The organism is Paucilactobacillus salsurae (assembly GCF_054784995.1).
The window spans coordinates 25,877-52,335 of sequence record NZ_BAAHWX010000010.1 but is presented as its reverse complement, the minus strand read 5'-3'; the positions used below and the strand labels follow the sequence as shown (position 1 = coordinate 52,335).

Annotated in this window: 26 protein-coding genes; 12 read left to right on the top strand and 14 right to left on the bottom strand. The window is 36.8% G+C overall.

All coding sequences use genetic code 11. The features are described 5' to 3' along the window. Positions 1-174 precede the first annotated feature (174 nt). Positions 175-1,413 (top strand): glucosaminidase domain-containing protein, encoded by a 1,239-nt coding sequence (locus ACYVQZ_RS08180; RefSeq protein WP_461240919.1) that lies wholly within the window; start codon positions 175-177, stop codon positions 1,411-1,413. Between the two features lie 67 nt (positions 1,414-1,480). On the opposite strand, the gene ACYVQZ_RS08175 is transcribed toward ACYVQZ_RS08180, so the two are convergent. Beyond that, entirely contained in the window at positions 1,481-2,134 is a 654-nt protein-coding gene (locus ACYVQZ_RS08175) for a deoxynucleoside kinase (RefSeq protein WP_461240918.1), read from the bottom strand. A gap of 152 nt (positions 2,135-2,286) precedes the next feature. After that, positions 2,287-3,216, bottom strand: coding sequence for a glycosyltransferase family 2 protein (locus ACYVQZ_RS08170; protein ID WP_461240917.1), 930 nt, complete (start codon positions 3,214-3,216; stop codon positions 2,287-2,289). A gap of 112 nt (positions 3,217-3,328) precedes the next feature. Between ACYVQZ_RS08170 and ACYVQZ_RS08165 the strand changes: the two genes are divergently transcribed. Next, complete coding sequence (locus ACYVQZ_RS08165; protein ID WP_461240916.1) at positions 3,329-4,096, top strand: Cof-type HAD-IIB family hydrolase; 768 nt, start codon at positions 3,329-3,331, stop codon at positions 4,094-4,096. 61 nt (positions 4,097-4,157) lie between these two features. On the opposite strand, the gene pgmB is transcribed toward ACYVQZ_RS08165, so the two are convergent. The 7 genes from pgmB to ACYVQZ_RS08130 form a co-directional block, all read right to left on the bottom strand. Then, positions 4,158-4,826 (bottom strand): beta-phosphoglucomutase, encoded by a 669-nt coding sequence (gene pgmB, locus ACYVQZ_RS08160; protein WP_461240915.1) that lies wholly within the window; start codon positions 4,824-4,826, stop codon positions 4,158-4,160. 14 nt (positions 4,827-4,840) lie between these two features. Next, positions 4,841-7,558, bottom strand: a complete 2,718-nt coding sequence (locus ACYVQZ_RS08155) for a glycoside hydrolase family 65 protein (RefSeq protein WP_461240914.1) — start codon at positions 7,556-7,558, stop codon at positions 4,841-4,843. A 137-nt stretch (positions 7,559-7,695) separates the two neighbouring features. After that, a complete protein-coding gene (gene mscL / locus ACYVQZ_RS08150; RefSeq protein WP_461240913.1) occupies positions 7,696-8,073 on the bottom strand; it encodes a large-conductance mechanosensitive channel protein MscL in 378 nt (125 codons plus the stop codon). Between the two features lie 67 nt (positions 8,074-8,140). Next, complete coding sequence (locus ACYVQZ_RS08145) at positions 8,141-9,100, bottom strand: 2-hydroxyacid dehydrogenase family protein (RefSeq protein ID WP_461240912.1); 960 nt, start codon at positions 9,098-9,100, stop codon at positions 8,141-8,143. 151 nt (positions 9,101-9,251) lie between these two features. Then, complete coding sequence (locus ACYVQZ_RS08140) at positions 9,252-10,112, bottom strand: DUF4097 family beta strand repeat-containing protein (protein WP_461240911.1); 861 nt, start codon at positions 10,110-10,112, stop codon at positions 9,252-9,254. Then, the gene (locus ACYVQZ_RS08135) at positions 10,112-10,756 is read right to left on the bottom strand and encodes a DUF1700 domain-containing protein (protein WP_461240910.1); all 645 of its coding nucleotides are present in this window, start codon (positions 10,754-10,756) and stop codon (positions 10,112-10,114) included. Before ACYVQZ_RS08135 ends, ACYVQZ_RS08140 begins: the two co-directional genes overlap by 1 nt. Next, a complete protein-coding gene (locus tag ACYVQZ_RS08130; protein ID WP_461240909.1) occupies positions 10,746-11,066 on the bottom strand; it encodes a PadR family transcriptional regulator in 321 nt (106 codons plus the stop codon). Before ACYVQZ_RS08130 ends, ACYVQZ_RS08135 begins: the two co-directional genes overlap by 11 nt. Before the next feature lie 148 nt (positions 11,067-11,214). Here ACYVQZ_RS08130 and ACYVQZ_RS08125 point away from each other — a divergent pair, with 148 nt between their 5' ends. After that, positions 11,215-11,406, top strand: a complete 192-nt coding sequence (locus tag ACYVQZ_RS08125; RefSeq protein WP_461240908.1) for a hypothetical protein — start codon at positions 11,215-11,217, stop codon at positions 11,404-11,406. After that, positions 11,406-12,140 carry a CPBP family intramembrane glutamic endopeptidase gene (locus ACYVQZ_RS08120; protein ID WP_461240907.1) on the top strand — a complete coding sequence of 245 codons (735 nt, stop codon included), beginning with the start codon at positions 11,406-11,408 and terminating at the stop codon, positions 12,138-12,140. The genes ACYVQZ_RS08125 and ACYVQZ_RS08120 overlap by 1 nt, the downstream gene beginning before the upstream one ends. A 39-nt stretch (positions 12,141-12,179) precedes the next feature. Here ACYVQZ_RS08120 and ACYVQZ_RS08115 read toward each other — a convergent pair whose 3' ends face one another. After that, positions 12,180-12,638, bottom strand: a complete 459-nt coding sequence (locus tag ACYVQZ_RS08115) for a MarR family winged helix-turn-helix transcriptional regulator (protein ID WP_461240906.1) — start codon at positions 12,636-12,638, stop codon at positions 12,180-12,182. An 857-nt stretch (positions 12,639-13,495) separates the two neighbouring features. Here ACYVQZ_RS08115 and ACYVQZ_RS08110 point away from each other — a divergent pair. Continuing rightward, a complete protein-coding gene (locus tag ACYVQZ_RS08110) occupies positions 13,496-15,001 on the top strand; it encodes an ABC-F family ATP-binding cassette domain-containing protein (protein ID WP_461240905.1) in 1,506 nt (501 codons plus the stop codon). A 41-nt stretch (positions 15,002-15,042) separates the two neighbouring features. Here ACYVQZ_RS08110 and ACYVQZ_RS08105 read toward each other — a convergent pair whose 3' ends face one another. After that, positions 15,043-17,769: an HAD-IC family P-type ATPase gene (locus tag ACYVQZ_RS08105; protein ID WP_461240904.1), complete on the bottom strand. Its 2,727-nt coding sequence runs from the start codon at positions 17,767-17,769 to the stop codon at positions 15,043-15,045. Positions 17,770-18,087: 318 nt separating this feature from the next. Between ACYVQZ_RS08105 and ACYVQZ_RS08100 the strand changes: the two genes are divergently transcribed. Further along, complete coding sequence (locus ACYVQZ_RS08100; protein ID WP_461240903.1) at positions 18,088-19,131, top strand: DUF5105 domain-containing protein; 1,044 nt, start codon at positions 18,088-18,090, stop codon at positions 19,129-19,131. Positions 19,132-19,204: 73 nt separating this feature from the next. Here ACYVQZ_RS08100 and ACYVQZ_RS08095 read toward each other — a convergent pair whose 3' ends face one another. After that, positions 19,205-20,113, bottom strand: coding sequence for a LysR family transcriptional regulator (locus ACYVQZ_RS08095; RefSeq protein WP_461240902.1), 909 nt, complete (start codon positions 20,111-20,113; stop codon positions 19,205-19,207). Between the two features lie 47 nt (positions 20,114-20,160). Continuing rightward, on the bottom strand, positions 20,161-20,811 hold the full coding sequence (locus ACYVQZ_RS08090) for a histidine phosphatase family protein (protein ID WP_461240901.1): 651 nt from the start codon (positions 20,809-20,811) through the stop codon (positions 20,161-20,163). 174 nt (positions 20,812-20,985) lie between these two features. Between ACYVQZ_RS08090 and ACYVQZ_RS08085 the strand changes: the two genes are divergently transcribed. From ACYVQZ_RS08085 to ACYVQZ_RS08060, 6 genes are all read left to right on the top strand, one after another. Beyond that, the gene (locus ACYVQZ_RS08085) at positions 20,986-21,759 is read left to right on the top strand and encodes a PTS mannose/fructose/sorbose/N-acetylgalactosamine transporter subunit IIC (protein ID WP_461240900.1); all 774 of its coding nucleotides are present in this window, start codon (positions 20,986-20,988) and stop codon (positions 21,757-21,759) included. Positions 21,760-21,777: 18 nt separating this feature from the next. After that, positions 21,778-22,674, top strand: a complete 897-nt coding sequence (locus tag ACYVQZ_RS08080; RefSeq protein WP_461240899.1) for a PTS system mannose/fructose/sorbose family transporter subunit IID — start codon at positions 21,778-21,780, stop codon at positions 22,672-22,674. 30 nt (positions 22,675-22,704) lie between these two features. Continuing rightward, positions 22,705-23,124 carry a PTS sugar transporter subunit IIA gene (locus ACYVQZ_RS08075; RefSeq protein WP_461240898.1) on the top strand — a complete coding sequence of 140 codons (420 nt, stop codon included), beginning with the start codon at positions 22,705-22,707 and terminating at the stop codon, positions 23,122-23,124. Between the two features lie 40 nt (positions 23,125-23,164). After that, on the top strand, positions 23,165-23,635 hold the full coding sequence (locus ACYVQZ_RS08070; protein WP_461240897.1) for a PTS sugar transporter subunit IIB: 471 nt from the start codon (positions 23,165-23,167) through the stop codon (positions 23,633-23,635). 76 nt (positions 23,636-23,711) lie between these two features. Next, positions 23,712-24,356 (top strand): hypothetical protein, encoded by a 645-nt coding sequence (locus tag ACYVQZ_RS08065; protein ID WP_461240896.1) that lies wholly within the window; start codon positions 23,712-23,714, stop codon positions 24,354-24,356. Between the two features lie 143 nt (positions 24,357-24,499). Next, entirely contained in the window at positions 24,500-25,615 is a 1,116-nt protein-coding gene (locus tag ACYVQZ_RS08060) for an NAD(P)-dependent alcohol dehydrogenase (protein WP_461240895.1), read from the top strand. Between the two features lie 54 nt (positions 25,616-25,669). Here ACYVQZ_RS08060 and ACYVQZ_RS08055 read toward each other — a convergent pair whose 3' ends face one another. Continuing rightward, positions 25,670-26,326, bottom strand: coding sequence for a VTT domain-containing protein (locus ACYVQZ_RS08055; RefSeq protein ID WP_461240894.1), 657 nt, complete (start codon positions 26,324-26,326; stop codon positions 25,670-25,672). Between the last annotated feature and the right edge of the window lie 133 nt (positions 26,327-26,459).

Sequence of the window (26,459 nt, the reverse complement as noted above, 5' to 3'; positions counted from 1 at the left end):
CCTGATTTAATGCTTTCCATGGTTCAAATAAGTTATTAATCACGATTAATGATTTATTTGAGCTGTGGAAGGTAAACGCGGTTCTGAATGTCTCTTAAAACCTGTCTCAAATATTGACTTCAATCCAAACCGTTCAAAAAAATTTTTTGAACGGTTTTTCGTATTTAGTGATTATTGGATAAACTGAGAGGGGATTATCTTATCACTAAACTATTTAAAATAATGGTGTTATTTATACTGGCAGCAGGATATTTAATTGACAGTGTTACGGTTGCAGCAAAACCAGTTGTTGAAGTCTCAACTATTCAAAAGCAAGCCATTGATGATGCGCAACAAGCTGTTTTAAAAAATAAAGTCAAAATATTTTTTGAAGAAACAATAGATTCAGAATATCAAAGTGCATATGATGACGAATATAATTTATGTTACCAACAATTTTTGATTGGCATTAAGAAGGCGCAAACAGAATGGAAAACACACAAAGAATGTTCTTTAGAAAGTAAATTTGAGCATGCCGGATATCAATATAAAATAGCAATATTGAAAAAAGAAGAAGTTAATAAAGTGGATAATCAACCAGAGAAGTTCACAATACGGCAGGTCATAAAAAAACCGGAAGCAATTTCTGAAAATAGCAAATACCAACAAGATGTTAAATATTCGACCAAAGAACCAGATATAGCACCACAAATTAGGCCAAAGGTACTTGAAAAAAATCAAACTAAAAAACAGGAAACGGCTTCCCAAGCATTTCCAAAAGTGGCGGTTAACTTAGATGATCTGAGTTTTATCAATCAATTTGCAAAGCAAGCAGCTCAGGTAGCAGCGGAAAATGATTTATTTGCTTCAGTTATGATTGCCCAGGCTGCCCTTGAAAGTTCATGGGGAACTAGTGAATTGGCGCAAAAACCAAATTATAATTTATTTGGGGTGAAGGGTGGTTATAAGGGACAGTCGGTCATTATGAAAACCAGAGAAGATGTCGGAGACGGAAAGTCTACTGAAATTCAAGACGATTTTCGTAGATATCCAAATTATCGTGCATCATTGAATGATTACGCAACTGTATTGGCCCAAGATCAATTTAAACCCGCAAAAAAATCTCAATGTCAAAATTATCAAGCTTGCACAAAATTTCTGACTGGGCGTTATGCCACGGATACAAGCTATAATTTAAAACTCAATCAAATTATTGATTCATATAATTTAACACAATACGATGAGGCAGTGATTACCATTGATGCTAAAGTGCCTCGTCATCGCAATAATTCAGGAAAGTCGATTGCCAAACAATCAATAAAGAAAAGCAAACCAATACCGAAAAATGACATACCTTGGATAGGAATAATTATTTGTGCTGGTTTAATGTTTGGCTTGATAATGTTTATACGTAATCGGCGACGTTCTATCTAGTAATTTTTTTATCAAAAAAATCCACCTGAAGAATATCTCCTCAAGGTAGATTGATTAGTAGGTGATTTTAAATTGCTTGCGAAGCAGAATTTCTAATTGTGGCGAGTTTAACATCGATTTGATGGAGCACTTCATCAACATTTGAGGTTTGTTCCAAATCATACTTTTGTAAATCGATTTTCATTTTTGGGCTGGCATCATATTCATTGAACCAGTCTTGATAAGCTGTCCACATTTTATGGTAATAAGCTTCCAGCTCAGGATTATTATCAAATTGTTCATAATCTCGACCACGTTTTTTGATGCGATATAAAATAGTATCAAAATCAGTTTCAGCATAGACTAATAAATCAGGTGCTTTTTTAGGTAGTTGTTCTAGATCCGTCATCATGTTATCCAACAAGTTGAGATAAACACCTAATTCAGTATCTGTAATGTTGCCTTCTGCATTGTTTTCTTTTGTGAATAAGGCATCTTCGTAGATTGAACGGTCTAAAACGTTATTATCATCGTTTAAGGCTTTTTTAATCATTGCAAAACGCTTATTTAAAAAGTAGATTTGTAGCAAAAAACCATATTGTTTTGGATCTTTGTAATATAGTGGCAGAACCGGATTGTCACCCACTGGTTCGAAAAATGCCTGTGTTCCTAAGTGGTCAGCAATTTTGCCGGTTAATGTAGTTTTACCGACGCCGATCATTCCTGCTGTAATTATCACCATAGTGGCCCCTCTTTACTTAAATTTTCATAAACAATGATACCATCTTACTACAAAAGAGTGTTTAAAAATACTACTAAAAAAGCACTTGCATATAGCAAAAAGCTAAAATACAAATACTCAGATGATATTACAATTAGTTTTCAAATTACGAGTTATTTTTTCTCTTTAACGATATATTGAGGACGTCGCTTTGTTTCCAAATAAATTTTTCCGATGTATTTACCCACGATGCCTAAGCAAAAGAGTTGAATACCGCCAATAAAAAGGATAATTGATACTAGTGAAGGCCACCCATTAGTTTGATCACCAAATAAAGCTGCGCGAATCACGATAAAAATCAAAGCAATTGTCGCTAAGATCGTTGATACGACGCCCACAAATGAAGCGATTGTTAGAGGGACCTCTGAAAAATCTACTATACCTTCAAGTGAGTAGTTAAATAATTGCCAAAATGACCATGAGGTTTTACCAGCGGCTCGATCTTGATTTTCGTAGGGCAGGTAAAGGGTTTTAAAACCAACCCAACTAAAAATGCCCTTCGAAAAACGATTTGATTCTGGTAATTCAAGGATTGCGTCAACCATCTGACGCTTCATCAAGCGAAAATCACGAACACCTGAAATAAAATTTGTGTTAGAAATCTTATTGATAATTCGATAAAATGCCTTAGCAAAAAATGAACGAATAGGTGGTTCGCCACGACGATCAACACGTCGTGTGCCAATACAGTCATAGTCATCTTGCTCCAATAACTCAATCATTTTTGGCAGTAGCGCTGGCGGATCTTGTAAATCTGAGTCCATCACTGCTACTAAATCACCTTTAGCAGCTTGTAAACCAGCCAGTAGTGCAGCTTCTTTACCAAAATTACGAGAAAAAGAAATGTAGTGAACACTTGTATCACTAGCTGCTAGTTGTTTGATAGCTGCTAGCGTTTCATCAGAGGAACCATCATCAATAAACCAGTAATCAAACTGATATTGATCGGGTACCTGGGGCTTTATCTCAAGAAGTGCTTGGTAGATCAATGGTACAGTTGGCTGTTCGTTATAACAAGGAATAATAATTGAAATTAATGACATCAAAAGCCTCCAGATAAGTTCACAAACCGTTATGTTCGCAGCTTAATTATGTACACGTTATAATAGTAGTTAGATAAGTTAATGCAGACAAATTATTCAAGGGGATGGACATATGTATAATGCAGTTGCCTTTTTCGATTTGGATGGCACACTTTTGTTAGATGATAAGAGTCTAGCACCCAACGTGATTCAAGCAATTAGTGAATTACAACATAATCATATTTTACCGGTTGTTTCAACCGGACGCAATCTCTTCGAGGTTCAATATGTATTGGACCAGACAAATATTGATTCAATTGTCAGTGCCAATGGCAGTTACGTGGAATATGAAGGTAAGAAATTAAGTGCAGAAGTGATTAGTACTAAATTGATTGAAGAATTTAATGCTTTTGCGAATGCACAAGGTGATCCTGTCGCTTGGTTTAATCATGAAAATTTTGCCTTGAGTCAAGAAACTCCAGTGACTGATGAAAATTTCAATTTACTGGGATTGACGGCCCGTGTTCTTCCCGATTGGTATCAAGTCCATCAAATTAATTTTTTGTTTGTGTTTAATTTTGGAAAAGAGGAACTATATCAAAAACGATTTAAAAACAAATTATCATTAGTTCGTAATAATCCACGTGGGTTGGATACGATGGTGACTGGTGTATCCAAAAAAACTGGAATTGAGCAATTATTAAAATTTGCGCGACTAAGAAATTTGCCTACCTATGCCTTTGGTGATCAGTTAAATGATTTAGAAATGTTTGATTTAGTTGATCATCCAGTGGCCATGGCTAACGGTAATCCAATCGTGAAGCAAAAAGCAGAATTTGTGACAACCAGTAACATGAATGATGGGATCGTCAATGGTTTAAAACATTTTAATCTAATTTAAAATTGAAATAAAAACAAAAAGCGCTCTGAATATTTGCATTCAGAGCGCTTTTAAAATACTATTACCAATTTTTTTGAATATTGGCGAGTGTTAAATTTTTTGTGTCACTAAAGGTCATATGAGCTTTAGTAAGCACTTGGGCAGAACCGATACCAATTGAAACTTCACCAGCACCGTTAATTGAGTCAATACCAGCAACGGCATCTTCAAGACCGACACATTGACTAGGTTGCAATTTCAGCAATTGAGCAGCTTTCAAAAAGATTTCTGGATCTGGTTTTCCTTTGTGTAAAGTTTGCGGATCAACAATTTGAGGAAAATAATTGGTTAATGCTAATTTTTTTAAAACAAGTGGTGCGTTCTTTGAGGCCGACGCAATGGCCATTTGATATCCATTTTTTTGTAGTTCATCTAGAAAGGCAACAATGCCTGGAAAGGTATCGTTGGGAGTCACAGTTTCAATTAGCTGCAGATATAGCTCATTTTTTTGCGTGGCCAGTTGTTGTTTTTCTGCCTCTGAGTAATTCGATTCAATATGACCAGCCTTGAGTATCATCTCTAACGAATCCATCCGACTGATGCCCTTTAAGCCATTTGCTAAAGAGGGTGTCCATTGCACACCTAACGTAGTAGCTAGTTGATGCCATGCTTGCGCATGAAACCTGGCAGTATCGGTAATCACACCATCAAGATCAAATAAAAATCCTTTAATTTCGTTGAAATCTGTCATAAAAAAGCTCCTCTCTAGTATTGAATGCTGACTGGTTGCTTGGCTTTTAATGAGACGGAATGGCCGGTAATCATTAAGTCAAGTGCTCGATCAGCTTGCACCGTAATGTCATGGTGAGTAATGATGAAATGAACTTTGGTGCCCCGATAATGTTCAGAAAATTCCAGTTGTTGCCATTGACGAGGTAACTTTGGCTCAACACTAATCTGTTCACCTAATAAACTGACGCCGCCATACGTATATGTTTCTAACCCTAAGGTGGCGCCCATTACACCAAGATGAATTCCTTCTGCGGTTGTACCACCTTGAATATCATAATAATCAGAAAATAATGCCTGCCGGAACAGTTTCCAGGATTGATCGGCATTTCCATTAGCCTGGGTCAGATCAGCGTAGACAATTCTGGACAAGGTTGATCCATGAGTGGTTCGATCCAGATAGAATTGTAAATTATGACTGAAGTAATGAGCAGGTAGATGATAGTCTAACTGGTTTAAAATCTGATTGACTTGGTGGCTGCCTAAATTGTAATAAGCCATCAATGTATCTGCTTGTTTAGCTACTTGATAGGCATCAGGTGTTTTACCTTCAGACTTTAAAATACGATCCAGTCGGGAAATATCGCCATATTTTTTGCGATAATTATCAAAGTTTAGCGTTGGCAAATTGAAATAACCTTCAAATTGACCAATAATGCCATCTTCATTGATGTCTAGTTTTAATTGATGACTGACCTGTTGCATTTGATCAAGGTCAACTGAACTAAAATCACATTTTTGCTTGATAGTTTGCAACTGTTCATCACTAACCTGATTTGCTAATGTTGTAATGCTGTTAAATAGCCAAACGACCATCATATTGGTGTAGGCATTATTAGTCAGTCCTTGTTGATCACTATTAGGATATTCTTCGTGAAATTCGTCTGGACCCATGACGTTGCTGATATTAAACCGTTTTGTTTTAGGATCAAATTGTGCCATGCTTAACCAGAACTTGGCGATTGAAAGGAGTAATTCTAGACCATAACGTGCCAAAAACTCGTGATCTTGTGTGATTTGATAATAGGACCAAACATTATAAGCAATCGCTAACGAAACATGCCGTTGTAGGCGGCTGTTATCAGGTTCCCATTGATTGGTCAATGGATTAAGGTGCACAAATTGGGATTGTTCATCGCCTGTCATGCCGGATTGCCAAGGAAACATGGCACCTTTGTGATGTTCTGAAATTGCATATTCACGGGCTGCGGGTAATCTGTGATAGCGATAAAGTAGCAATTGTTTAGCTAATTGGGGGTAATGACTAATGTAAAATGGCATCACAAACATTTCGTCCCAAAAAACATGACCACGGTATGCTTCGCCATGTAGACCTCGAGCGCCAATTGAAGCATCGAGTTGTCCTTGGCCAATTGCTTGAGCAGAAACAAACAAATGAAAAATATTGACCCTACTGAGCTTTTGACTAGTTAAGTCACCGGTAATTTTAATATCGGTGTCATGCCAAAGTCGTTTGAAGAAAAGACGACTGTTATCTTCCGTATTAGTAAATGATCCCACTGAAACTTCCTTTTGTGCCAGTTCATCTAATTGGTCTGTGGGACTTTCGAGACTAGTAAAAACTGAAACTACTTTTTCAAACGTATAGGTTTTTTCCGGAGTCACATCAAAATTAATGACTTGCGTGACAGATTGATTGGTATTTCTTGTTTTGAAATCTTGATCAGTTAATTTCTCAGTGGTAGATAATTTGGCACCGATGGCAAAACGAATTTTGGAAGTCTTTGTTTGACCACCTAAAACAGCGATATTTTGATCAGTCCACATATTAGTAATATCAAGGTGATGTTGATCAAATTCGGAATAGCGTTCAACATTACCATTAATGACGTTACCATCAATTTCCGAATAAACTTGCATATTACCGGCAAAATTTAGTGGCGTAATTTGGTAACGGATGGTAAACCGATGCCAATTTTTCATATCTGCAATTTTGGTTGTACTAATGGCTAATTGGTGGCCAGTTGATAAATTAATAATCATCGAAGTCGTTAACTGACCAGTTTTTAAATCTAAACTACGATAAATATCACGAATATCTGATTTTTGAATCTTAAAACGATTTTCGTGGTCAATGCCAAAACTTAAATATTGCGCATTTGGCAGATTTACTAAGTCTTCGTTTACCACATCTCGGCCATTAATACTTGTGGTTAACTGATTATACATTCCAGCTACGTACATACCAGGATAATTATCTTGATCTGCTTTAGCTTCGACATAAGCACCCCGGAGTCCAAAGAATCCATTGCCAATCGTCAACATGGCTTCTTGACCAAAATTACGTTTAGATTGATATTGGCCGTAATAATCGAGGTGCCAAGCGTTGTAATCTTGCTTTTGCATGACTGCAGACTCTAAACCAATTTGGTCTACCGTGGGTCTGGCAACAACAGGCACGTTAAACATATTTGTGAGGGCGAGTCCGATATCAATTCGTTGATGGTTAACACCCACGATGGTATCTGAAAATGGGTAGGCCAGAGGATTTTCAATAATAATAGCATCAAAAGGGATACCAACTAATTTAACGCGAATCGTTTCTAAATTATCACCAATAGATTGATCAGCATTATAAGTGATCATGATTTTACGGGCCTGATCAGAATTTTGATTAGTATAATAATTAGCTAAAATGGCATCATCCGTTATTTTTAAAGAGATCGTGTTCAAACAAAGGACTCCTTTCAAAACAAACCGACTCTACAATTCAATCGTAGATTGATTAAGGGCATAATTCAAATGATAAGTCCTACAGCAATATAGAAAGCAACCATCAACTTTTGATGATTGCTTTAGTGTTGTTTAAGCTATTTATTTTTTTGCGCTAATAGGTCACGAATTTCTTTAAGATACATTTCTTCGTTTGATATTTGAACCGGCGTATCATCCTCAGTATTTTTGGTAAAGAGTTTATTAATTAATTTAACCATTAAAAAGATGACAAACGCGATGATCAAAAAATCGATGATTGAATTAATAAAATTACCAAACTTAAATTGAGCACTACCAACCGTAACAACCCACTTTGAAAAATTGATTTTCCCCAAAAATAGTCCAAGCAGGGGACTAATCAAGTTTTTTGTAAACGAGGTGACAATGGCTGTAAAAGCAGATCCAATAATTACCCCAACTGCTAAGTCAATGACATTGCCGCGTAAAATAAACTGTTTAAATTCTTTTAACATGCTAATCCTCCAACAATTAAATTCATGCTAGAGCTAGCATATACCAAAATGTTGGTTCAAGACAAGCCTAGTTCACGATGAATTTGGGTTGTGAGCCAGATAGCACATTAAGGGCATTTTGTGCAACAATTTTGGCCATGGCATCACGCGCTTCGATTGTTGCATTACCAATATGCGGCGTTAAGATCACGTTGTCTAGTTGCTTAAAACCGTCGGCGACATTTGGCTCTTGCTCGTAAACATCCAGTGCAGCACCAGCTAGTTCACCACTTTGTAGAGCGGTTAACAAAGCACTTTCATCAATGACTGGACCACGAGCTGCATTAATGAGATAAGCACTATTTTTCATCTGTTTAAATTCTTCAGCACCCAAGAGGTGGTGTGTCTCATCAGTCAATGGCGAATGAATTGTAAGAACATCGGCTTGTTTGATCAAATCTGGTAACTCAACAAATTTAGTATGACGACTAGCATCGTGCGCAGCATCAAGTTGGTGACGGTTGGTGTAAATGACATTCATACCAAAAGCTTGCATTCTTGTTGCAACGCCTAAACCAATACTTCCCATCCCGAGAATACCTAGGGTTTTACCTTCAAGTTCGTGACCTAAGAAAAATAGTGGTGCCCAGCCATCAAAACCTTTGCCGTGCATTAGACGATCGCCTTCAACGATACGGCGCATCAAAGAGATAATCAATCCAGTGGTTAATTCAGCCGTAGAGGTCGTTGATACTTGCGGGGTATTCGTAACTAAAATGTTTTTACTACGTGCATATTTAGCGTCAATATTATTAAATCCGGCACCAAAATTAGCAATTAATTTAAGGTTTGGTGCATGATCGATCACTTCTTGATCAACCTGAGTAGATAGAGGAGTAATTAAGACTTCTGTTTGACTAACATTGGCCATTAATTCATTTTTAGTAATTAAGCCAGAACCTTCAAATACAGCGAAATCGATATTTGCATCGGACAACATTTGAGTAGCTAACTGTGGTAATTGAGCTGAAATATAAACGTTTACCATGATGATTCCTCCTAAAATTTAACTTCAAATTTATTATGATCGCCTCACACAAATAAGTACAGACAAAAATTGTTATGCAATATTATTAATAGTGATCTAACAAAGTTTTTTGCAAAAAAATAGGCCACAAACAATGCGGCCTAAAAACTGATTAATTTTTTAACTCAATACTGCCATTATCATCTGTCACAATGATTTTGTCTGTTGCTGACTCATTTTGGATAAAATGATTATGATGATTTTGACCAAAGACGGTAATATTTCCGTTATTAGTACTTAAATCATACCCTTTGGTTGTTGGAGATTCGATTTTAATTTTGCCATTATTACTTTTAATACGAACGGTTTGATTGAAAATAATGTTTTCAAATTCTTGACTGCCATTTTCATTGCTGAAAGAACCACCAGTGACAGTCGAATCTTCAATTGAGACACTACCATTATGATTGTCAACAACTGTATTGTTTAAGTGAGAACTGTCGAGTTCAATTACTCCGCTGCCGTTGGTTATTTTGCCCTTATCGCTAATTGTAAAACGTTCGGCTTCGAAATGGCCACCATCAACTTGTAGGTCACTATTTTTAATAGTCAAATCTGTAATTTCGAAATCATCACTAACATGACCACTAAGACTATCGAGCTTGGTACCGCTGGGAACAGTAATAATTACTTTTGGATAATCATCACCAATTCCCAAATTAATGCCTTGTTCATCCGCTTTATTGGCAAGCGTTAAGGTACCATTAGCCTGTTGAATTGTTGGACGGTTAACCTTAGCTGCACGTACTTCAACTTTAAAAGTGTCACCGGTTTGAACTTCAACATGACAATTTGTGAGATTCAATGATAAGTTTTTGAAATCTTTAACAGATTTAGTGTAGTGAACTTGTTTATTTATTTTAATACCATGGTCCCAGACAAGATCTGTTGACGCCCCTGAAGCAAATCCAGCAAAAGCACCAATTGCACCAATGACAGTCAAAATTAGACCAATAATAATTGTTTTTTTCATTATGATTGTGCTCCTTTTTGATGTGTAAATTGTTGTTGATCTTTTTTAACGTAACGGTGATAGATCCACTGAGTGAAATTAGCGACCATTTGAATTAAAACTTTGATGATTAGGTAACTAATAGGTGCAATGACCATGGTAATTCCAATTAAAGTAATCCCACCACTCACAAAGAAGATACTGGTTGGTATTGAAGAACCAACGACAGCAAAGCCGCTACCAATCATAATTATGCCAACTGCGAATAGAGCAATTAAGACAATAACAGCAGAAATGACGACCGCAACAACGGCAACTAGTAGGCCAAAAATACAAGCCAAAACTGCAATAGCAACTGGAATTGCGACAGGTGAGGCAAACATCGCCAAGATAACCAGCCAAATCATCCGAATGTTTTTCTTTGATTTTGGTTCATAGTGTGGTTGACCAGCCTGATCATCATCAAGTGCGCGAATCGAATAATCGGCCAAAATCTTTCGTGAGAGTTGTTTAGGTGTGCCGAGCTTATTGATGATTTCTTGTTGATCAGTTAAGCCCGCGTCCATAATGTACTCACCATAAAAATCGATGACGTCATTTAGTTCGTCTTGAGATAGTTGTTTTAAATATTGTGTTAGTTCTTGGATATATGGATTAGTTTCCATTTTCTGCTCCTCCCAAAATATCGTTCATAGTGTCCCGAAATGATTCCCAATCATTTCGAATTTCGTTCAAACGGGTAGTACCGTCAGCGGTAATTTTGTAATAACGACGATTGCGACCGTCAAAAGCTTCATCATAGGTTGCTAACCACTTTTTATTTTTCAAGCGACGCAGTACGGGATACATGGTTGATTCCGAAACTGGCAACGAGGCTTGAACTTTTTGGGTGAGCGCGTAACCATACAAATCTTCTTTTGTTAAAATCGCCAAAACACAACCATCAAGTAGTTCTGTAGTGACTGATAGGCTCATAATTATTTCTCCTGTCATATTATATTCAATATAGTATTGATCCACACATAATATAACAGGGAAAAAAGCTACTGTCAATTTAAAATGAATATTTTCCAGAAAAAATTTGTTATGCTATACTTTCCAGTATTGAACGCGGGGTATTGACATGAAAAAATTTGCAATGTTATCAACGATTTTAATACCGTTAGTCATTTGTAGCCTGCTAGTAACGTTGACATTAACACAATCAATCACCGGTAGGTGGCTCTTTTTGACTTGGTTAGTGGCCTTTATTGTGATGACTGCGGTGATCAGCTATATTGTTGTCGTGTTAAATAAAAAGAAGGGGAGTAAGTAATGCAAACAAGTGCGTGGGATCAATTCCAACAACAAAAAACAATCAGTAATTTTGGCCGCTGGTTAGCAGATGGATTTACCAGAGTAGCGCTAGTGATTGGCTTATTTATTCTCATTCAGGTGCCACCGGTTGCAATGGTAGTCATTAAAAAACATCCACACATTGATACTGTTGTGCTAGTAACAGTGGCGTTATTTGTGATTGTTTTCTTGGCAATTATTTACTTGGCATATCGTCTCTATCGAAAATATGATCAATTGAAATTACCGACACGATTTGCATTGAAAGATTTAAAGACGGTTTTACTTGGTTATTTAGCGATTTATGTAGGGCAAATGGTCTTAGGATCACTCAATAAAATAATTTATCATCAGACACAGACAGCTAATAATGATGCAGTTGCTAAGTTGATGGCCAGCAATTTAATTATCACCGTTGTCTTTAGTATTTCGACTGTGCTATTCACGCCGTTTGCGGAGGAATTTATATTCCGTGGTGTGGTAATGAATTTATTCTTCAAAAAAGATCAGTTCTGGCCGAAAGTGCTGCTGTCAGCAATCATCTTTTCCATGGGTCATGCCAGCACGAATATCGTGAGTTTTCTAATTTATTTTTATATGGGTGCTGTATTAGCCTACGTTTACCGAAAAACGAGTAAAATTCAAAACTCAATTATGTTGCACATGTTGAATAATTTAGTTGCTATTGTTGCAATGCTAGCAATGATCAATTAAAAAAATCACGGCTGGATGAAAATCCCAGTCGTGTTTTTTTTACATTTCATTCATAATTTTTTTGAGACGTTTGGTAATATCGTTTACTTCTCTAACCCGTTGTTCATAATCAGCCTGGGAAAGGTCTAAACTAGCAATACAATCCTTAACCGTACTAATAACTGCAGGCATTTTAGCTTTGGCCTCAGTTGTTAAATCAGCAAGAACATGGCGTTCATCGTCGGGATCTTTTTGGCGTGTGAGCCAGCCGCGTTTCTCCAGACGTTTTAGCATCGGTGTCAAAGTACCACTATCCAATTCTAGTGTTTGACTAATTTCACGCATGCTTAAACGTTGTTTACTATTCCAAATGGTTGAAAGCACCAGGTATTGAGGATAGGTGATTTCAAATTGGGCTAACTGGGTAGCGTAGAGCCGATTGTATTCTTTATTAGCTTGATATAATGCAAAACAAATTTGATGATTTAAATTAACCGATGATCCTAAATCAACTCTCACGACAATTTCTCCTTTTGTTCGATAAATCTGTAATAAAAGTATAACCCAAACATTTCTATTAACAAAATAAAAGTGTTTTAGAAAATAAATTAAGAAAAAGAGATTTTAATTGCAATCGCTTACATTATCTGCTATAGTAACAATTGAGGAAGGATACCAAGTGTTTATCGATCGAACCAGGGAGTTCATTCAAGAAGTAAGGGTGACTCTAGATCGTAAACCGTTTCCTAAAAGCTGAAAAAGTTAGTAGGCTAGCAGCAGCGTAAGAATGACTCTAAATATCGATAATTAAAAATGGATGATGCAGTCATCAGCGTGCGTTAGGAATTAATTTAATAGCAACTTTGCGGAAGAACCAGTTATACGATGAAGAAAATGCAAAGTCGCATATGCCTTCCGATAAGGGCCGCCAAAATAACATTGGCGGTTTTTTTGTATTTCATTCAAAAATTTTTCACATTTCTTGGTTATAGTCAAGTTAGGGCAGAGCATTCTATTTTGAAAGGATGATGTCGATGCAAACGCAAACACGCCAAGAAATGCTTATTCGTCAAGAAATCGATCAACAAGCTGCTCAGTACTGTCTTGAGTTAATTTGTCTGGAATTAAAACTTGAGAAAAATGAATAAGCATGATATATTGTTAACACTTTAAGAAAGACGGAGGATTTCAGCGGATGCGCAATTAATTAATTCTATTTAGATAAAACTAGTGATCTCTTACAACGGGATGACTGGATCTTATGGGATTAATTAATGCGTGTTGGCAGAAGTCAAAATGTCAGCACACTTACAACGGTATGTGTGCTTTTTATGTGGTTAAAAACGTGTTAATTATCCCTCTAGGAGGGATTATGTATGATACAAGTATCAATTAAAAATGTAGCAAAAGTGGTGCGTGGCGAAACGCTATTTACAGCTACCAAATTGGATGCTCATCAAGGAGAAATTGTGGGCGTGATTGGTAAAAATGGCGCCGGAAAGTCAACGTTTTTAAATATGCTGTTACAACAAGACCGTGAGTATTCAGGACAAATTACTGTCGAAGGAACAATGTCATTTGTCCCACAGATTAATCGACATGAATCGCTGAGTGGTGGACAACGAACGATCAAAAAAATTAAGCAAGCATTGTCACTTAGACCTGATATTTTAATAATGGATGAACCAACTTCAAATTTAGATGAAGCAAATCAAGATTGGCTAATTGCACAGATGGAACAGTTTAATGGACTCGTTATTATGGTTTCTCATGATCGACATTTGTTAACTAGTTTGGCTACCAAAATATGGTCTGTTGAAGAAGGTCAGTTTGTCGAGTTTGATGGTACTTATCAAAATTTCACAAAATTAATGCAAGAACAATATGATAATCAGTTAACTAACTATCAACGGCAAACCAAAAAACAGCATGAATTAAATAAAGCAGTTCAACAAAGAAAAGAAAAAGCGGCTCGCATTCGTCGTGGTAGTCGTAAAATGGGACAAGTAGAACTCGCAAAAACAAAGACAGCACGTGAACAAAACGCGGGCAAGATGGAGCGTGGTGCAAAGGCACTGGCACATCGTGCAAAACACCAAACACGAGCCGAAAAACCATTTTTAGCAAAAAAAGTGAAACTAATGCAGTCTGATTTCCCATCATTTAGCGGTAAAACGGTTGTGAGAGCTGAACATTTAGATATTATGGTCGGCAATAAAAAACTGCTTGAGAATGTCACTTTTATCATTAAACCAGGTGATAAAGTTGCACTGAAAGGTAGTAATGGTAGTGGCAAAACAACATTAATCAACCATATTTTGTCAGCACATTTGATTCAATTATCAGAGCATGCACAAATTGGTTATTTTTCACAAGATATTACTAACTTACCCAATCACAAAACGGTATGGCAATTTCTGCGTGAAGACAGTTTATTAGACTCTGATCGAATGAGACAATTGATGGGCGCGTTTGGCATCACGCATTCATTTTATCAACAACCAATTGAAGAACTCAGTGGTGGTGAACGCGTCAAGTTACAGTTGTTGCATGTTTTGTTAGGATCCAATAATTTTATTATTTTGGATGAACCAACTAATTTTCTTGATATGACTGCATTAGATGCTTTGTCCGATTTTTTGGATCAGTATCCGGGTACAGTATTGTTTGTATCACATGATACCAATTTCACGGATAAGGTTGCCACTAGAATTTTGAAAATTGAAAACAAACAATTAATTGATCCATCAATGACAGTGAAGAAACATTCAACTAATGAATTAGAATTGCTGAAATTGAAATATGATCGTTTAATCTTATCTCCTGATGCTGATACTAATGAACTGCTGAAATTGAAAAAGGAAATCGATGCATTACAATAATTAATAGCGCTCATGCAACTAGCTTTGCATGAGCGCTATTTTTAGTTAAATTGTTTACTCTTCTTTTTTCCTTGCTGACGATAGGCAATTCTAATCAGTTTAACAACTTCAGTAATGACCAGTACAATTATTCCTGCAACAATCGGAATGAACCAGCCATAAAAGAAGTTAACACTAATCGTATGGAAAATGTCATGCATGAAAGGCAGATAAATAATGCCCATTTGCAATGCAATTAAGACGCCGATAATGTAAAAAGCCATCTTATTTTGAAAGAAGTATTTTGAAAAAACAGGGTACGAGTTACGGATGTTAAACAGATAAAAAATCTTACCAAAGATGATAATGTTTAAGGCCATTGTGCTACCAACCACATGGCTAATTCCCATGGAAGTCACCCAATCATATGCCCATAAACCGAGTCCGGCAATGAGTAGTGAAACGTAACCAATTTCAACGACATCCATCTTAGTCAAAATTCCCTTAGTAACATCTCGTGGTCCGCGCAACATGATGCCATCTTCAGGTGGTTCAAAGATAAACGCAAACTGAATCGTCAATGCAGACACCATGTTAATCCATAATAGCTGCGTTGGATAAAGTGGTAGCGGTTGATCTAACAGAATACTCAAAACCACCACTAATCCTTCAGCAAAACTAGTTGGTAGCAAGAATCGAATTGTTTTATTGATGTTATCAAAGACATGACGGCCTTCACGGACTGCCGAGACGATATCGGTAAATTTGTCATTCGCGAGCACCATATCCGCTGATTCTTTGGCAACTTCGGTTCCTTTAATTCCCATGGCAACCCCAATATTTGCTTGTTTTAACGCTGGGGCATCATTGACGCCATCACCAGTCATTGAAATGACGTGACCGTTTGCTTGTTGAGCGTTAACAATTTGTAGTTTATTAATGGGTGTCGTTCGAGCAAAAACGTTGTAATCGTCGATACAATCTTGTAACTCAGCGGGTGTCATTTGGTCAATTTCTGGACCAGTGATAGATTTGATACGTTCATCGAGGCCCAGTTTTTTAGCAATGGCAGATGCAGTATCAGGATGGTCACCGGTAATCATTTTAACTTTGACACCTGCTTGTCGAAGTTGCCGTATTGATAAAGCAACTTCTTCACGTGGTGGATCAATCATACCGACCATTCCAGCCAAAGTCAGACCGTCACCCAAATCTATCGCTGGAATTTCCGCGATTTGGGTATCCACTTTCTGGTAGGCAAGTGCAACAACCCGTTCTCCCTGAGCCGTTAAGTTAGCAATTTGTTGATTCCAATAGGACTCATCAATATTTTGAGCTTGATCATGGACTGTCATATTCATAATTGTGGCAGGAGAGCCCTTGAGCATCAAAATTCGTTGGCCATCGTGATCAACTAACCGAGCTGAATAACGCGTTGCGGAATCAAATGGTTGTGAGTCAATTTCTATCACTTCAGGATCATGACCGGTAATTTTTTTATATAGAGTTGTCAGTGCACCATCAGTCGGTTCGCCAGTGAGTTCCCAAACACCATTATTAAGATTTAATTCAGCATCTGAGGTTTCACCGGCAATGTTGACAATCCAGGACAAAGCCTCATCATTTTTCCAATTAAATTTGTTTCCGTTTAGTTCAAGATGGCCACCTAAATCAACGTTTCCATCATTATCGTAACCCACACCACCAACGGTAAAAGCATGTTTTGACGTAATGATATCAGTGACCGTCATTTCGTTTTTAGTTAATGTACCGGTTTTATCCGTGTTCACAATATCCACGGCACCTAATGTTTCGACAGCAGGGAGCGTCTTCACAATGACATTTTTTTTAGTCATTTGACGAGTTCCCATAGCAAGGACAACTGAAGTGGAAGCGGGAAGTCCTTCAGGCATTGAACCAACCACCATTGTGACAATCGCAATCAATAGTGTGGGCAAACTGTAAACGTGTGTTATCCAACCAATGACGAATAAAACGACTGCGGCAATCACAATTGCAGCAGATAAACCAAAACCTAAACGATTTAAGTTTTTCATTAAGGGTGTTGGTTGTGACTTAACTTCGCTCACAGATTGTTGAATTTCACCAATTTGTGTTTGTTCAGCAGTTGCAACCACAACACCAAGGCCGGAACCATTGGTAACTAAAGTGGAAGCAAATGCCATGTTTGTTTGATCAGTGATGGACAAATCATCTTTTTGGATTGGATCTTCGGTTTTTTCAACAGAGACTGATTCTCCAGTTAATGAAGATTCCTGGACGTTAAAATTGTCTGCGGAAATCAGACGAATATCAGCAGGGACCGCGTCACCGGCTTCTAAATTAACTAAGTCACCAACCACTAAGTCACGAGAATCGATTTCAATTTTTTGACCGTCACGAATGACGAAGTTCTTTGAGATCAGTAATTCACTAATTTTAGCCAGTGCATCATCAGCTTGGCGTTCCTGAAAATAGCCGATAAACGCATTTGAGATAATCACTAAACTGATAACTACTGAATCGGAGTAGTGGTGCATCAGAAAAGTAATCACTGCAGCAGCAGCTAAAATGTAGATGATACTGTTGTTAAATTGTTTGATAAAGCGAATAAAATTAGATTGTTTTTTGCTGGTTAATTCATTTTTTCCGTATTTTTGCAGACGACTTGTTGCTTCATCTGTCGTTAAACCGTCAGTTGTATCTGTTGTTAATTCTTGTTTTAATTGTGTTTCAGTCGCTTGCCACCAATGTTGATTGCGGCGTATATGCGGATCATCGTCTTTCATAAAGCTTGTAGTCTCCTTTGTAGATAATGTGTCTTGTTATATTTGATTTGAGTCTTACCAGGTAATGGTAATTAGTAGGGCAACTCGTCCACGGCTCCTTTGTATGTTTCTATGGTTAATATTATACCATCAATAAGAACTATTATGATACTTAAATAAACGATAACTTTTAGTAAATGCCATCTTATTCCGGTTGTGTATCTTTCAATATGATATTAATTATCAAAAGTATTCAAATTATCTTGATATTAGTTTGTTAATCAGGTTAAATAGAATTGAGTAATAAATATTGAGCATTAACTTTGGAGGGGTTTACAAATGAAAAATAAAGCGCTAACTTTAACGATTGCTATGTTCAGCCTTTCACTAATACTGGTTGGTTGTGGCAAAAGTGGTGATAAAGGAAATTCTCAAGCAGCTGTGAAAGTCGAATCAGGATCTTATATTGTGCCAGACTCAGCCAATATTTCTCAAACTAAGGGAAATAAAGGATATTTAGCACTTAAAGTACAAGTGAAGAACAAAACTGATGACGACATTTATGCTAGTGGCAGTGATTTTAAATTAATTGATAAAGATGGGCACAAAATTAGTACAAAAGATGATGTTTATATGTCTAATGACGATGATGATTTTAAAACCTTTAGCGAAAAGATCGATGGTGGCGATGACGCAGACGGTTATATTGTTTTCCCAGTTGACAAGACAGCTAAATACACTTTGAAATATTTACCTGATGTTACAAGTGGTGATTCAAAAGCAATTAAAATTAACGTAGCAGCAAATAAGTATAAAGATGGTACCAAACAAGCGCAAAAAGCGGTACAAGCTTATGTAGACACAATCTTCTTAGGCAAGAGTGATAGTAATTATTCAAAATATGTTGCTAACGATAAAAATGAAGAAAAAGATAATTTTAACGATAAATTGAAAGATAATTTAGATACTGAACTCAGCGACGCTGATCTTTCCGATGATCAATTTAAAGCCGTATCTTCTGCATTAGAGAAAGCCAATGCGGATCGTGGAAGCGTTGAGTATAAGATTGAATCTGCATCCGCTGAATCTGCAGAAATTTCGGTTAAGGTTAAAGCAATTGATTTAGACGACATCTCCGATCAAATTAACGATCAGGTGATGGATGCCATTGATAACGGTAAGTTGGATATTGATGCAAATAATCAAGAAGCCGTTAACAAGGTGGTTGATAATATTGCAGACATTTTGAAAAAAGCAGATGTCAAATCAGAAAGTTATGATACCAAGATTAAAGTTTCAAAAGAAGATGGCAAATGGAAAATTGATTCAGAAGATAACTCATTTGACAGCTTATATGACGATTTTAGTGGCCAAATCTATTAATAACAATGGGTTGTTAATTTAATAGTGATAAACAAAACCTGCTACTCGATTTGGAGTAGCAGGTTTTGTCTGTTTATTTTGGTAAAACTAGTTTTTCTTTGTGTGTTTTGAATAATTCAGAGCGCACTTTTAAGATCAGACGGTCAATTTCTTGTTCATTTGTTGTATCTGCTTTAGAGCGAATGGCGATAATTGGCAGTGCAGGTGGCTCCTCAAGCAGCTTTAAAACCCGCAACGGTGCATGATTATTAAGCATGAATCTGACCATGGATTCTGGAACCAAAGCCCAATTTTGTGGATTAAGGAGGTATGAATTAACGAGACAACTAGAATCTAACTGAATAAACGGTTGTAACTCACTGTCCCAACACATTAAATGCCAATTTAAATAAGTTTGATTATAGGGGATGAACACTTCATCATGGCGAGACAGCATATCGGCACTAACTGTATCTGGATAATTACTATGCAGGTTAGTAACCAATAAAAGGCGTTCTTCACTAATTTGACGGGCATCAATTTGGTGGCGTGATGATTTACTGAAGGTAAAACCAACATTAATAGACCCATCATTGACGGCGTCATATGTATTGCTATTACTGTTTGAATTTTTAATTGAATACCGCAGTAATGGATCATCTTCTAAAAGAAGGGGACAAACCAAGGATAAAATAGAAACACAAATATCAGGAGCTCCTAAAACACTGACAGAGTGATAATTTGCATATTCTTTAATATTACTGGCTTCACGAGCCAACTGAACCCATTGCTGTGCAATCGGAACTAATTTTTCACCATATTTCGTTAAAGTAACGGTTGCCTGACCCTTAAGTCGATTAATCAATTTAACACCTAGTTGACTTTCCAAGCGATTGAGGCGGTTACTCACAGCCGCTTGAGTAATATACATCGCTTCAGCTGCCTGCGAAATTTGCTTATACTCCACAATTTTTAAAAATGTTTGTAAAAGTTCCGAATTCAAAATATCACCCCCTCAGATGTAAGCGCTGTAATGAACTGATTTTTCTATTATATACTATTTTGATTATAAAGTTCGATTGATGTGCCAGCATCCGTCAATTTTAGAATCGTGATGCTGCCATTTTCAGGATAATTTCCTAATGTATTGATGTCATGTTCGTCAGCAAGTGTTCGAATAAAGGTACCATGTGTTACTAGTAAAACGTTACTATTATCAGGTGTATTTTCATGAATGAATGATAAACCTTCATGCCAGCGATTAAGGACTTGGTCATTAGTTTCAGCACTTTGACTTGGATCCTCTAATTTCATTAAGCGACGAGCTTCAGCGAGACTTTTTTTGCGAATGATATCTTCTTGACCTGCATATCCATGTGGTTGACCAACTCGTGTCCAAGTTTCGTCAGAATCTAATCCTTCAAAGTAACCAAAAAAAACTTCGCGAAATAATTTGCTTTCTTCAATAGTAGAAACTTTATGATCTAATTGATCCAAAATTAGATTTCGTGTGTCAATCGCACGTCTTAAATCTGAAGAAAAAGCAGTCGTGAACAAAATTTTTTTTAATTTTTGGCCAGTTGTAATTGCATCAGTTTGACCTTGTTTAGTCAAATCAGAGTCACACCATCCTTGCATACGGTTAAAGGTGTTAAGCAACGTCTGCCCATGTCGAACAATATAAACAGTTTGCGTCGTCATAGTTGCCTCCTTAAATATAATCCTATCTTATCTGAAACTTTTTTAATATTCAAGCTTGTAATGAAAGCGCAAACATATATAATGTAAATAAGCAATAAAATTTATATTGTTGTGAGTTAATTCTGTATTTGCTATTTTTTCTCACGGGAACTTATATTTAGGAGGGTATTTATAATGCATGTCACTTTAACTGTATGGCAAGCTTTACTGATTGCCATTTGGGTTGCATTAGTTGAATCACGTATCTTAGGATTCGCCACTTTAACGATGCGTTTTAGCCCATTAATGACCGGAATGATGGTGGGCTTTATCATGGGAAATATTCACCAAGCCATGATTGTTACGGCTGCTATTCAACTTGTTTACATGGGATTTGTTGCACCAGGTGGTGCACTTCCAGCTGAACCATCAATTGGTGCTGCGATTGCCGTACCAGTTGCGTTACTTGGTCACATGAGTCCACAAGGTGCGATTGCAATTGCCGTGCCGGTTGCACTTTTGGGAAGTTACCTTTATCAATTTAGATTCTTCCTTAACACTTTTGCCATTAAGCCAATGGATAAATATGCTGCTGAAGGTAATGCACGTGGATTGAAATTATCCATTATGGGAATTCCTACGTTGATTTCATTTGTTTTATTCATTCCTTTGATGTTCATCGCACTTTACTTTGGTGCCCCAGTGATTTCAAGTGTTGTTGCTAACATTGAACACGGAACATTAATTCACGTCTTGAATAGTGTCGGCGGTGGTCTTGCTGCTTTAGGTATCGCAATCATCATGCAAGTTATTGGAAAGAAACGTTTGCTTCCATTCTTCTTCCTTGCATACTTCATGAGTGTGGCCTTTGCAAAACTACAAATCAACATGACAATTTACGCTATCTTTGGTGTAATCTTTGCGATCCTTTACGTAATGACTACGTCAAACAAACCAGCACAAGACTAATCAAAGGAGGAAATTAAAATGGCTGACAATCAAGCAGTAGAAGCAACTAATGATGATACACAAGCAACAACTGAGCACCGTATTCCACAACCAGATGCCATTACCAATAAAGACTTAATGAAGTCTTGGTTTGGTTGGTGGTGGGCTAACGAAGTTCCTCATACATTTGACCGTATGCTGGCTCCTTCATTTGCCTTTGGTATGATTCCAACATTACAAAAACTTTATAAAGATAAAGATGAGTTAGCAAAATCTTTCCAACGTCATTTATTGTTCTTTAACACCCAAGCTACTTGGGGTGGTGGAACATTAACTGGTGTTACAATTTCACTTGAAGAAGCACGTGCCAAGGCACTTGCTAACGGTGAAGAACCAATTTCTGAAGACATGATTAATAACACAAAAGTTGGTTTGATGGGTCCTCTTGCCGGAATTGGTGATTCAATTGACTCTGGTACTGTTCAATATATTTTTATCGCTATTTTCTTACCATTTGCTAAGCAAGGTAACTTCTTAGGTGCATTGCTACCATTTTTATGTTTTGCAATTGCAACCTTTACTTATGGTTATTACTTCACAAAGATGGGTTATTCACTTGGACGTTCAGCTGCTAAGGAAATTATGACAGGTGGCCGAATTGCTAGCGTGATTGATGGACTTGGTGTTCTAGGATTGTACATGATGGGTATTTTAGCCGGTCAGTATATTACGATTCGCAGTTACTTGAAGTTCTCAATTAGTGGTAAGGTCTTTAATGTGAATACCATTTTGAATCAAATCTTACCTGGTCTATTGCCTTTACTTGCTGTTGTATTGCTTTACTGGTACTTCCAAAAGCAAGGCCTCAAGATCACCCGTGGATTACTCTATCTTACTGGTGCATTGATCGTCTTGAGTATTTTCTACATCATCTAATTTGTCGTATTTTAGGAGGGTCATATTTAAATGAAACGTGCATTCTTAGTAATTACTCATGGTAATATGGGTATTGAAACCGTTAAAAGTCTAGAATTGTTAATGGGACCACAGGAAAATGTTACTGGTCTTGGCTTGCATCCTGGTGAATCTGTGGATTCATTGCGTGAACAAGCATACCAAGTTTTAGATGATAACTCAGCAAAGTATGACGAGACAATTGTGCTCGTTGACTTACTAGGTGGTAGTCCTTCAAATGTTGCTTTGTCAACACTTTCGAAGTACCGCGAATTAAAGATCGTGACAGGATTAAGCTTGCCACTTCTCATTAATTTACAAAACTTTTCTGACGCAACTGAAGATACTGATAAATTAATCAATGATTCAATTGAAGTTGCTAAAGATGGTGTTAAATTAATTGATAAAAACTTCTTAAAGCACGATAATTAGAATTAGGATACAAAGTTATAAATTTTTGGAGGAACCTAACATGGGAAAAATTAATATTGCACGTATCGATGATCGTCTGATTCACGGTCAAGTTATGCAGAAGTTAACTAAAGGTCGCGGTACTAACGCTGTTTACGTGATTGATAATGGAACAGCTGCCGATGACTTTATGAAGGATATTTATGTTAGTACCAACTCAACTGGTGGTTTGAAGATCCGTGTTTACAGTGCCAAAGAAGCTGCAGACGAATGGAAAAAAGACCAATTTGGTAATGACACAGTTATCTTAGTATTTAAGTATATCAAGGAAGCTAAGGAAGCTGTTGATGCTGGTCTTGAATTAGACTCATTAATGGTTGCTGGGGTTTCTAAGAAACCTAATACCAAGGCTGTCATCCCAACTGCCTCAGTTAGTGATGAAGAAGTTGAAATTCTTCACGAACTTAAGGATAAAGATGGTATTGATGTATATTTCCAAACATTACCAGATACCAAGCGAGTTGAACTTTAATTCAATTAGCTCATATGTATTTTTTGAAAGGGAGATGAAAATCTCTCTTTTGGTATTTTAAGGAGAGCACCTAAGTATGGAAGAAATGTATGAAGTTTATCCTGATAAAGTCAGAACGTATATGACCACGACTGTTTTTACTTTTTTTACAGTTTGTTTCTTTATAGTTGTCTTTTTGAAAACTTGGTTGGTTATTAAAATCTTTGCGGTTCTTTTTGGTGTTTTATTTGGCTATTTAGCTTATCAAACGTTTCGCAATGGCCATTTAAATCATCCTGATTATGTCATTAATCAAGATGGTGTGATTGACAATACCAAAACACCAGCTGTTAAAGTGACGTGGGATAACATTTTAAAAATCGAAATGACACCAAACAATGCGGTGATGCAGATTGGTATTTTGGCCAAGAGTACGGTGAATGACCAAACTGAATTATCGACAGTGATGAAAAATAATATGTCGGCGAATGGTAATATTGCCTTTTATTCAGTTATGATCGATGGTTTTAAGTACCGACAAAAGCCATTTTTAGCCATTTTTAAAGAACTAGAACGACAAGGGGTAAAACATAATCCTGAAATTTTGATTAGTGAATATATTGACCCTGAAACTAAACGAAAAATGGCTGATAAACGTGATGCACAAATCAGGGCAGCACGAAAGCAAAAAAAGATGGAATATCGGCAAGCGCACCCAAAGAAACATTGGTGGAGTCGGTAAAATTACAGTTATATGATCTATGGAGCTGTGTCTATTTAGACGCAGCTTTTTTAATTAAAAAGATTGAAAAATGTTTCACAAACTGATATAACAGTGGTGTGGGGGAAATTTAATAACTTTGACTTAGGAAAGGAAATGATTTGATGAAGATAAAAGCAGCTGTTGTCGATCAAAAAGGTTCCAGTTTTCAAATTAAAGATGATATTGAATTAGCGCCAATGCAGGACGATGATATTCAAGTTAAAATGGTGGCTAGTGGTATTTGCCATTCAGATGAGGCTTTACGTAAAGGTGATGCTGAAATTGGATATCCCATTATCTTAGGACATGAAGGTTCAGGAATTGTTGAAAAAGTTGGTTCACATGTCCAAAATTTTGAACCAGGTGATCACGTTGTCTTGTCATTTTATTCATGTCGAAATTGTGAAAATTGTCTAAGAGGTATCCCCACGCAATGTTTACATTATGCAGAAAATAATCTTTCTGGTGTACGTCCTGATAAGAGTGCTCATTTTACAGAAAATGGACAGCAAGTTGCAGATATGTTTGATCAATCATCATTTACAACTACGACGGTTGTTCGTGAGAGCAATGCTGTGAAGGTGCCAAAAGACCTTGATTTACGAAAATTAGGACCTTTAGGCTGTGGTTATGTGACAGGTAGCGGAACGGTCCTTAATACGCTAAAACCGCGTCCAGGGCAAACCATTGCTGTTTTTGGAACAGGAGCAGTTGGACTAGCCGCAATGATGGCTGGAAAGATTTCAGGTTGTACAAAAGTAATTGCTGTTGATATTGTGGATTCAAGACTAGCATTAGCAAAAGAATTAGGTGCTACAGATGTGATTAATAGTCAGCAACAAGATGCTGTGGCTGCTATTCAAGAGTTGACCAATGGTTACGGTGTTAATTTTGCAGTTGATACAACTGGAGTGACATCTGTAATGGAGTCTTCCATTAAAGCATTACGACAAGGTGGGACAAGTGCTTGTATTGCGGTCACACCTAATCATATTGATGTTGATACATGGAATGACCTGTGTGTTGATGATAAATCTGTGATTGGTGTCAACATGGGCGATTCAGTGCCTCAAATCGATATTCCACGGTTAATTGAATTTTATCGCCAAGGGATGTTCGATTTTGATAAAACTGAAAAATTCTACCCATTTGAGGATATTAACCAAGCAAATGCCGATTCAATGAGCGGTGAAACCATTAAACCAATATTAATTATTGACAAAGACTATCAATTCTAAAAAAAGATTGTGATAAAGAAATGCGCTTTTAGCAATATCTTTATCACAATCTTTTTATTCATCTGGTTCAATATTAGCTGGTAGTTTATTTCGTAAATAGGTTATCAACGCAGGCAGTAAGGAGATGCCGATGATTCCCAAAATTACAAATGTAAAGTTTTCTTGAACAATGGGTAAGTTACCAAACAAATAACCAGTAGTACAACACAAGATAACCCACAAAAAGCCACCAAGAACGTTGTAACTTACGAATTTTTGATAATTCATCCGACTTCCACCAGACACAAATGGTGCAAAAGTACGAATAAATGGCATGAAGCGGGCAATCACAATTGTTTTACCGCCGTGTTTATCAAAAAAAGTTTGTGCTTTTAACAGTTTTTCTTCATTGATTAATTTTCCTAGAAATGAATTTTTACCAATCAGACTACTGGTATGTTTACCAATTTCGTAGTTAAGTGTGTCGCCAAGCACAGCTGCTATAAAAAAAGTGACCATTAATAACCAGATATTTAAACCGAAAGCCTGATTAGCTGCAAGCGCACTGGCTGCAAACAATAATGAATCACCAGGTAAAAACGGTAGGATGACAATTCCTGTTTCAATGAAAACAAGAATAAATAAGATGAGGTAGGTAAAGGAATCAAATTGATTCACAATTTGAATCATGTGCTGATCAATGTGAATAATGAAATCGATTATCTGAGGCATTATAGTCTCCTGTATCTAAAATTTATTTTTACTATAAGTAAAATTCTACAGAAGAGAATTTAGAAATGGTACAAAAAAGAATCACCTTTAGAATTTTTTAAGTTAAAGCGGTTACAAAAATGTTCAAACCCTA

Bases quoted from the DNA above. Each gene is read 5' to 3' on its own strand.
- ACYVQZ_RS08100 (WP_461240903.1), top strand. From the start codon at position 18,088: ATGAAAAATAAAGCGCTAACTTTAACGATTGCTATGTTCAGCCTTTCA.
- ACYVQZ_RS08170 (WP_461240917.1), bottom strand. From the start codon at position 3,216: ATGTCATTAATTTCAATTATTATTCCTTGTTATAACGAACAGCCAACT.
- ACYVQZ_RS08125 (WP_461240908.1), top strand. From the start codon at position 11,215: ATGAAAAAATTTGCAATGTTATCAACGATTTTAATACCGTTAGTCATT.
- ACYVQZ_RS08075 (WP_461240898.1), top strand. From the start codon at position 22,705: ATGAAACGTGCATTCTTAGTAATTACTCATGGTAATATGGGTATTGAA.
- pgmB (WP_461240915.1), bottom strand. From the start codon at position 4,826: ATGACAGATTTCAACGAAATTAAAGGATTTTTATTTGATCTTGATGGT.
- ACYVQZ_RS08080 (WP_461240899.1), top strand. From the start codon at position 21,778: ATGGCTGACAATCAAGCAGTAGAAGCAACTAATGATGATACACAAGCA.
- ACYVQZ_RS08110 (WP_461240905.1), top strand. From the start codon at position 13,496: ATGATACAAGTATCAATTAAAAATGTAGCAAAAGTGGTGCGTGGCGAA.
- ACYVQZ_RS08090 (WP_461240901.1), bottom strand. From the start codon at position 20,811: ATGACGACGCAAACTGTTTATATTGTTCGACATGGGCAGACGTTGCTT.
- ACYVQZ_RS08060 (WP_461240895.1), top strand. From the start codon at position 24,500: ATGAAGATAAAAGCAGCTGTTGTCGATCAAAAAGGTTCCAGTTTTCAA.
- ACYVQZ_RS08105 (WP_461240904.1), bottom strand. From the start codon at position 17,769: ATGAAAGACGATGATCCGCATATACGCCGCAATCAACATTGGTGGCAA.
- ACYVQZ_RS08055 (WP_461240894.1), bottom strand. From the start codon at position 26,326: ATGCCTCAGATAATCGATTTCATTATTCACATTGATCAGCACATGATT.
- ACYVQZ_RS08145 (WP_461240912.1), bottom strand. From the start codon at position 9,100: ATGGTAAACGTTTATATTTCAGCTCAATTACCACAGTTAGCTACTCAA.
- ACYVQZ_RS08130 (WP_461240909.1), bottom strand. From the start codon at position 11,066: ATGAGCCTATCAGTCACTACAGAACTACTTGATGGTTGTGTTTTGGCG.
- ACYVQZ_RS08135 (WP_461240910.1), bottom strand. From the start codon at position 10,756: ATGGAAACTAATCCATATATCCAAGAACTAACACAATATTTAAAACAA.
- ACYVQZ_RS08070 (WP_461240897.1), top strand. From the start codon at position 23,165: ATGGGAAAAATTAATATTGCACGTATCGATGATCGTCTGATTCACGGT.
- ACYVQZ_RS08165 (WP_461240916.1), top strand. From the start codon at position 3,329: ATGTATAATGCAGTTGCCTTTTTCGATTTGGATGGCACACTTTTGTTA.
- ACYVQZ_RS08085 (WP_461240900.1), top strand. From the start codon at position 20,986: ATGCATGTCACTTTAACTGTATGGCAAGCTTTACTGATTGCCATTTGG.
- ACYVQZ_RS08140 (WP_461240911.1), bottom strand. From the start codon at position 10,112: ATGAAAAAAACAATTATTATTGGTCTAATTTTGACTGTCATTGGTGCA.
- ACYVQZ_RS08065 (WP_461240896.1), top strand. From the start codon at position 23,712: ATGGAAGAAATGTATGAAGTTTATCCTGATAAAGTCAGAACGTATATG.
- ACYVQZ_RS08120 (WP_461240907.1), top strand. From the start codon at position 11,406: ATGCAAACAAGTGCGTGGGATCAATTCCAACAACAAAAAACAATCAGT.
- mscL (WP_461240913.1), bottom strand. From the start codon at position 8,073: ATGTTAAAAGAATTTAAACAGTTTATTTTACGCGGCAATGTCATTGAC.
- ACYVQZ_RS08175 (WP_461240918.1), bottom strand. From the start codon at position 2,134: ATGGTGATAATTACAGCAGGAATGATCGGCGTCGGTAAAACTACATTA.